This is a genomic window from Promineifilum sp. (SeqCode) (assembly GCF_041918635.1).
Classification (GTDB): Bacteria; Chloroflexota; Anaerolineae; order Promineifilales; family Promineifilaceae; genus Promineifilum.
The window spans coordinates 1-5,120 of the sequence record NZ_JAYRVJ010000568.1; the positions used below are offsets into that span (position 1 = coordinate 1).

The following is a 5,120-nucleotide window of genomic DNA, read 5'->3' on the forward strand; positions in this document are numbered from 1 at the left end:
AGCCCCATCAACCCGCCGCCCGGCTGCCGCTTCCACACCCGCTGCCCCATTGCCCAGCCCCACTGCGCCGCGTACGTGCCGGCGTGGCGGGAGATTCGGCCGGGGCATTGGGTGGCGTGTCATGAGGTGGAGCCGAAGTTTCAGCCATAGGGAAGAAGGACAGCATAACTTCCCTGTTACTATCGCCATCGCTAAAATAGGCTACACGACGGCATCATGTAGGGTATATTCGTAGTATGAGCAAACTGATCGCGTTTGGTTGGTATGGCGGGAAGTTTAGTCACCTTGATTGGCTGCTCCCCTTGTTGCCGCAAGCAACTCACTATTGCGAGCCATTTGGTGGCTCCGCGGCTGTCCTCCTAAACAGAGACCCAGCCCCGGTAGAGACCTACAACGATATCGATGGGGAGGTTGTAAATTTCTTCCGGGTTCTCCGGGATAATCACGAAGCACTGATCACGGCGATCGGTCTAACGCCGTTCTCTCGTGAGGAACTAAGAATTGCGTCGCAAGAGCCGCTGGAGGGTCTTTCTGATCTAGAGCGAGCGCGCCGATTTTTCGTACGAGCGCGACAAGTAAGGACAGGACTGGCGCAAACAGCGAGCAATGGGCGCTGGGCGCATTGTAAGCTGACAAGTCGGGCGGGTATGGCCGGCGCAGTGTCGCGCTGGCTAGGTAGTGTTGAAGGGCTTTCGGAGATTGTGCAGCGCCTCCTGCGGGTTCAGATTGAGAATGCGCCGGCAATTGAAGTCATACGACGTTACGATACCGAAGAAACGCTCTTCTACTGTGATCCACCCTACGTGCATGACTCACGTTCAGATGTCAATGCCTATCGGTACGAGATGAAGAACTACGAACATAGAGACTTGGCGGAGGTGTTGCACAACGTCAAAGGCAAGGTTGCACTCTCCGGCTACCACAGCCGCCTTATGGACGAGCTTTATGGCGATTGGGAGTATATAGAATCGATTCCCCGCAAAGCTCATTCCACAAATACTCGGGCCGACAATCTTAAGCAGGAACGTGTCGAAGTGTTGTGGGTCAATTACAAGCTGCCAAAGCAGGGAAATTCTGAATGGCGGAGCCAGCAGACATCCTTAATGCCGCTCTTCGAAGAGCAACAATAAATCTCAATCGTCCCCTAATAGACGACTTACAGATCAGGTCTCGTGTGGAATACGTGGCCGGAAACGTAGCCAATAAGGCTGGCGTCCGGCTGCTAATGGCGTGCCTTTTAGCGAAGCTTCACAACCCGCTGGTTGATGTGAGAAAACCATACACCAGGATAGGGGGAAGTGACTCATTTTCAGGACGCAAGTACGATGAACGCTATATAGCAGACTTCATTAACGCGAACGCTCTGCCCTGCAATTCCACCTCTGCCTTTCTTACCCCGGCATTTCGTAACCGTAATGCGCCTCTTGTAATGGGCTTAGAGCTCGAAGGACGCCCCCCTCAACTTTATACCTATGTACTTGAACTGCTTGATGATGTTCACAATCGGCGTGTCGAACCTGAAAATCTCCTTGCCGAAATCATCCGGTGGCTACTTATCAACAGAAATGAGCAGCAACAGCGGATTGAGTCATTACTCAAAACCTTGAGAACAACACACGGTGCAATCCCGCTTTCATCCGAAGCGATAGTAGGGCTCATTGAAAAACATATGAGCCTCAAGGGCACAAGTCGGATTCCCGTGTTGATCGTTGCGGCCGCTTACCAGGCAGCGGGGCAGTATCTACTAGAGATGAATCTGCCACTTCAAGCCCACAATGCCGCGGACGTACAGACTGGCGCGCTTGGAGATGTGGAAATTACATTTGTCGGTGATGGCAAAGTGGTTACCAGCTATGAGATGAAAGACCGACACGTTACCAGAGGGGATATTGACCGCGCTCTACAAAAACTAGAGGAAACCAGGAAGCGGGTTGATAACTATATCTTTATTACGACAGATCGAATTGACGAGCAGGTACAGGATTATGCTCGCTCGCTCTACACTCAAACAGATGGGATTGAGTTTGTCATCTTGGATTGCATAGGATTTCTGCGGCACTACTTACATCTGTTTCATAGAGTCCGAACAGAATTCCTCGAAGCTTACCAGTCATTGCTATTGGCAGAGCCATCAAGCTCGGTAAGCCAAGCGGTCAAAGAAGCTTTCCTTTCAATGCGACACGCAACAGAAGCGGGTTAATCGCTCAATAACATGCCGACCCACAAGATCGCCGTTACGGAGAAGTACGACCGCCACGGCTGGCCCTCCGTCGACCGCCCCGACCTGAGGCCCCCCGCCGGCTGGAGCCTGGCCCTCATCAACGCCCTCAACCTCATCCACCACCACGAACTGTCGCCCGACGGCGAACAGATTGCCTTCATCTGGGAGCGCGACGGCCGCTCCGACATCTTCGTCATGCCCGCCGCCGGCGGCTGGCCGCGGCGCGTCTCGCCCGACCGCCGGCGCACCATCTACTGGTGGGACAGCGCCCCCCGCTGGTCGCCCGACGGTGCGTGGCTGGCCTTCGGCCTGAACGGCCACGTCCACGTCGCCCCGGCCGACGGCCGCGCCCTACCCCGCCCCGTCAGCGACTTCACCGCCGGCGCCTGGTCGCCCGTCTGGCTGCCCGACAGCGCCGGCCTCATCGTCTCGGCCGAGCGCGGCGAGGCCCACGCCCTGCTGCTGACCGACCGCGACGGCAGTTGGCCGCGCCTCATCGCCGGCGACAACGGCGGCGACAACCTGGAGGCCGCCCCCGCCCCCGGTGGCCGCGCTATCGCCTACATCCACCGGCCCTTCGACGACCTCAACCGCTGGGACTTGCGGCTGTTCGACCCGGCAAGTGGAGAAACACGTACGCTGGCCGGCGCGCCGAAGGAGAAGGCGTGGTCGCCGCGCTGGCTGCCCGGCGGCGGCGGCGTGCTCTACCTCTCCCACCGCTCCGGCTACACCAACGTCTGGCTGGCCCGGCTGGATGGGGCCGACCCCGTCCCGGTCACGGCGCTGAACCAGGACGTGCTGGAGTTCGCCCTGTCGCCGGATGGGCGGGCGCTGGCGGCGACGGTGTGCCGGGAGGGGGCGGTGGATCTGGTTGTAATCGAATTTGGCGCGGGGGACGGCGATGGACGAACAGGAGTTCGTTCGCCGGACTACGAACGGGGGCGGTTGCGCGACCTGAAGACCGGGCAGGGGTATTACGGCGCGCCGTGCTGGTCGCCCGACGGGCGCTGGCTGACGGTCGAGTACGAGGACGCCACGACGCCGCCCGACCTTTACCGGGTGGAGGCGGACGGCGGGCGCATGACGCAGCTGACTTTCTCCATGCCTCCGGCGCTGGCGGCGCAGCCGCTGGTGACGCCGGAGCACGTGCGCTACCCCAGCTTCGACGGGCTGGAGATTCCGGCGCTGCTGTGGCGTCCCCCTCGCCCTGTGGGAGAGGGCCGGGGAGAGGGTCTGCGCCCCAACGGGGCGGCCATCGTCCGCCCCCACGGCGGCCCGGCCGACGCCTACCGCTTCCAGTGGGACGGCCTGGCCCAATACTTCCTCGCCAAGGGCTACACCTTCCTGACGCCTAACTTCCGCGGCAGCACCGGCTACGGCCGGGACTTCGAGCACGCCAACTACGGCGATTGGGGCGTGGGCGACACGCAGGACGTGCTGCACGGGGCCAGGTTCCTGCACTCGCTCGACGGCATCGACCCGGCGCGCATCGGCATCCTCGGCTCCAGCTACGGCGGCTACATGGTCGCCTGCTGCCTGGCCCGCGACCCGGAGTACCTGTTCGCCTGCGGCGTCAGCAAGTACGGCGACGCCAACGTCTACAGCTCCTGGGCGCAGTGCGAGCGGGGCACGCGCCTCTACACCGAGATGATGCTCGGCCACCCGCGCGACCACTGGGCTGCCTACCGCGCCGCCTCCCCCATCCACGAGATGGCCAACGTCCGCGCCCCCATCCTGCTGCTCCACGGCCTGGAGGACGACGTCGTGCCGCCCCAGGCGTCGGAGGAGTGGGCCGAGGCGCTGCGCCGGCACGACAAGGTGTTCGAGTACGTCACCTACGCCGGCGAGCCTCACGGCTTCCTGCGCCACGAGACGGAGATGGACTGGCAGCGCCGCACCGAGCGCTTCTTCGACTGGTACCTGCGCGCATGAATTAACCACGGATGAACACGGATAAGACGGATGAACACGGATTGAAACCAAAGATCAATCCGTTTTATCCGTCCTATCCGTGAAAATCCGTGTTGAATTTATTCGGCGCTCCTATAATCCCGCCATGTCCCGCGCCCGACGCCCCCGCACCTCCACCCGCCTGCCCCTGCTCGACCTCCCCTTCCGCCCGCCCCGCCACCCGCGCCCGCCCTACGACTGGCTGCCGCCCGACGACCTGGAACGCCTCCACGCCGCCTCGCTCGACATCCTGGAGAACGCCGGCCTCGACTTCCTCGACGACGAGGCGCTCGACATCTGGGCGCGGGCCGGGGCCAAAGTGGATCGGGCGGCGCAGCGCGTCTGGCCCGACCGGGCGTTGGTGCTGGAGGCCCTCGCCGTCGCCCCGGCCTCGTTCCGCTGGCGGGCGCGCAACCCGGCCCACAACGTGGTCATCGGCGGCGACGCCATCGCCTGCGGCCCCTGCGGCGGCATGGCCTACGCGGCCGACCTCGACCGCGGCCGCCGCCCCGGCGCAATGAGCGACTATGAGAACCTGCTGCGCCTCTCCCAATCTTGCCACGCCCTGCACTTCGCCGCCTGGGAACAGGTGACGCCGCAGGACGTGCCGGTCAACGTCCGCCACCTGCACCGCGTCCGCGCCGCCTTCCGGCTGACCGACAAGGTCGTCATGGAGGCCGCCCACGGCCGCATCATCCCCGCCGACACGCTGGCGATGATGCGCCTCGTCTACGGCGACCTGGACGGCGATCCGGTGACCGGCGACGTGATCAACGTCAACAGCCCCTTGCGCTACGACGAGCGGATGCTGGGCGGGCTGATCAGCTACGCCCGCGCCGGCCAGGCGACGTTCATCACCCCCTTCATCCTGGCCGGGGCGATGAGTCCGGTGACGATGGCCGCGGCGCTGGCCCAGCAGAACGCCGAGGTGCTGGCCGGCGCGGCGCTG

At 62.8% G+C, this 5,120-nt stretch carries 5 protein-coding genes; all 5 read left to right on the forward strand.

Annotated features, from left to right (window positions below; genetic code table 11):
- Positions 1-150, forward strand: a 150-nt coding sequence (locus tag ACE3UY_RS16925; protein WP_374688671.1) for an oligopeptide/dipeptide ABC transporter ATP-binding protein, incomplete at its 5' end; no start/stop codon positions are given.
- An 86-nt stretch (positions 151-236) separates the two neighbouring features.
- Positions 237-1,130, forward strand: a complete 894-nt coding sequence (locus ACE3UY_RS16930; protein ID WP_374688667.1) for a DNA adenine methylase — start codon at positions 237-239, stop codon at positions 1,128-1,130.
- 44 nt (positions 1,131-1,174) lie between these two features.
- Positions 1,175-2,200 carry a DNA methyltransferase gene (locus ACE3UY_RS16935; protein ID WP_374688668.1) on the forward strand — a complete coding sequence of 342 codons (1,026 nt, stop codon included), beginning with the start codon at positions 1,175-1,177 and terminating at the stop codon, positions 2,198-2,200.
- A gap of 12 nt (positions 2,201-2,212) precedes the next feature.
- The gene (locus ACE3UY_RS16940; protein ID WP_374688669.1) at positions 2,213-4,153 is read left to right on the forward strand and encodes an alpha/beta fold hydrolase; all 1,941 of its coding nucleotides are present in this window, start codon (positions 2,213-2,215) and stop codon (positions 4,151-4,153) included.
- A 124-nt stretch (positions 4,154-4,277) separates the two neighbouring features.
- Positions 4,278-5,120, forward strand: an 843-nt coding sequence (locus ACE3UY_RS16945) for a trimethylamine methyltransferase family protein (protein WP_374688670.1), incomplete at its 3' end; no start/stop codon positions are given.

Coding starts and splice junctions, on each gene's coding strand:
- ACE3UY_RS16930 (WP_374688667.1), top strand. CDS start 237: ATGAGCAAACTGATCGCGTTTGGTTGGTATGGCGGGAAGTTTAGTCAC.
- ACE3UY_RS16940 (WP_374688669.1), top strand. CDS start 2,213: ATGCCGACCCACAAGATCGCCGTTACGGAGAAGTACGACCGCCACGGC.